The organism is Vibrio salilacus (genome assembly GCF_002811245.1).
Lineage (GTDB): Bacteria > Pseudomonadota > Gammaproteobacteria > Enterobacterales > Vibrionaceae > Vibrio > Vibrio salilacus.
This window is the reverse complement of sequence record NZ_NIVQ01000058.1, coordinates 1-1,946: the sequence shown is the minus strand read 5'-3', so window position 1 is coordinate 1,946 and position 1,946 is coordinate 1. Positions and strand designations below refer to the sequence as shown.

At 39.1% G+C, this 1,946-nt stretch carries 2 protein-coding genes; both read right to left on the bottom strand.

What is annotated here, in order from left to right; genetic code table 11:
• Positions 1 to 178: 178 nt before the first annotated feature.
• The gene (locus CDZ87_RS16610) at positions 179 to 1,201 is read right to left on the bottom strand and encodes a Kiwa anti-phage protein KwaB-like domain-containing protein (RefSeq protein ID WP_100754517.1); all 1,023 of its coding nucleotides are present in this window, start codon (positions 1,199 to 1,201) and stop codon (positions 179 to 181) included.
• Between the two features lie 4 nt (positions 1,202 to 1,205).
• Positions 1,206 to 1,823, bottom strand: coding sequence for a hypothetical protein (locus CDZ87_RS16605; protein ID WP_088880722.1), 618 nt, complete (start codon positions 1,821 to 1,823; stop codon positions 1,206 to 1,208).
• Between the last annotated feature and the right edge of the window lie 123 nt (positions 1,824 to 1,946).

Below are 1,946 nucleotides of genomic sequence, written 5' to 3'. Positions count from 1 at the left end.
AAGAACATAGATCGAAGAAACTTTAAGCCACTGAAATACAAGTAAACATAACGCCGCATTAAGGTGTGAGCAACGCTACCACGAAACTCAACCATACCACCGTAAACACAAAACCCAACGATTAGCACCAAAAATGCCAAGCGTTGGGAATCACTCTTAAATGCTTTGTTATACGTACTTAGCCCTCAATGGCAATAAGCTCACCTTCTACGTCAAACATAAGGTCATCGACAACTGTTTTTACTCGTTTGTTTTGCAGAAGAGTTAAGAGTTCTTTTACATATTCCTTATTGTCTTCAATAAGGATTTTGCCATTAGAATCAAACTTTACTTGCCAATTACCAGCTCTATCAGCAGCTTGTTTTAACTTTCTTAGCCAGACTTCATTGCTGTAATATTGTTTATCTAACACTGATGCCAATTGGCGCATCATTCGTTTGTCTTCACCAATGATATTAGTCAGTTTTATCGATTCTTGAGAACTCATGGCTGCACTTTGACCCAGTGCCGTAATTGCCTCAGCTTTCTTTTCAACCAAACGATCATGGAAGTTCATTGCCACTTCAAACTGCTTGATATCAGCAATATAGACTCCTGACTTATATTGAATGAAATCAATATAAGGCGTTATTTGAAAACGAGGACTCTGATCGATTTTAACAACAAGCTGGTTATCTTGCATACTTGTAAATATGCTTTTTCCTGCAGTGTTGTTTACCGACCATGCACCCTTGATATATCGAAAAGCATAGATACTCTGCTCTTCATCACCTTCACCAAATGTTAACTGAATAACATATGCGTTGTAGCCATTTAGCTCACTTTCCTCTGTAATCGTTGGCAAACCACCACCTTCAACCTGTGTTTTTAATTGGTCAAGGTCAGTTGAGCTAGACTCAACGTAAAAGAAACGATTGTCTTGAATTGTGGGGATGGATTTCAGCTCTTCGATGTGTTCGTTACCACGAATACACTGGATAACATACTGCCTAAAGTGTTCTTTGTAATCATCATGTACTTTAAGGTTCTTTATGTCTCCAAAACGTTTTGTTTTGTTACTTGTTTTTACTTCAGCAACCCATAGATTCACTACTGAATCAGATAGTTCGAGCCCACGCAGCTCTGCGAGCTGTGTGTCAAGAGATGCCTGATCCAGTCTTTGCTGAACTTCTTCGACTACATTTGCTTGGACTTGTGTCATCCTGCTACCTATCACCTAACGTTGAAATAAAATTTATGCCTGAGTTTTCTAGAAAACGAACTCTCGTGGTTGACGCTTTTGCGATACCCATACAGAGTGCTGTAGTGATATGTTCTCCATTTGGTTGTCCAACTTTTCGGTACTTAATTTCGAATAGCCGAATACCCAACAAAAGAAACATAGGATTTAATACGATTATTTTTTCTTTCCGAGTGAATGCGAACATAAATACTAGAAATACGAACAATGAAGCGATCGACTGCCAAGTTTGATAATCAAAAGCAAACAAACCAATTAAAAATGGCAAAGTATAGTTAAGCATATCGCCTCGAACGGGCGAGACTTCAAGTAACACTACCTCATCAGAGCCTTGCGCCTTAGAGAATAAGCCTCTCATTAAAAATGCCGTAACCAATGTGCAAATAGAGGATACTAACAAGCCTCCTACCGCCCAATAGCTTACGTTCGTACCCCATTGCACAAAACCAATCGGGATGGTCGCAGATTCAGAACCAATGTCTCGAATGAACAAGATTAGAAACAAAGGGTAATATGATGAGATAAATATCAACAGCTCGACCCAGAGCTTGATCCCTATCTCATGCGATGTTTTTATTATCATTGTCGCAACCCATTATAAAACTTGTTGAATTATACCTGATTTGGCTATGGATATTCTACTTTGTACGTATAACGCCGCGTTAAGTAGTGAGCAACATTGCCACCTAACCTAAACCATTGTGCC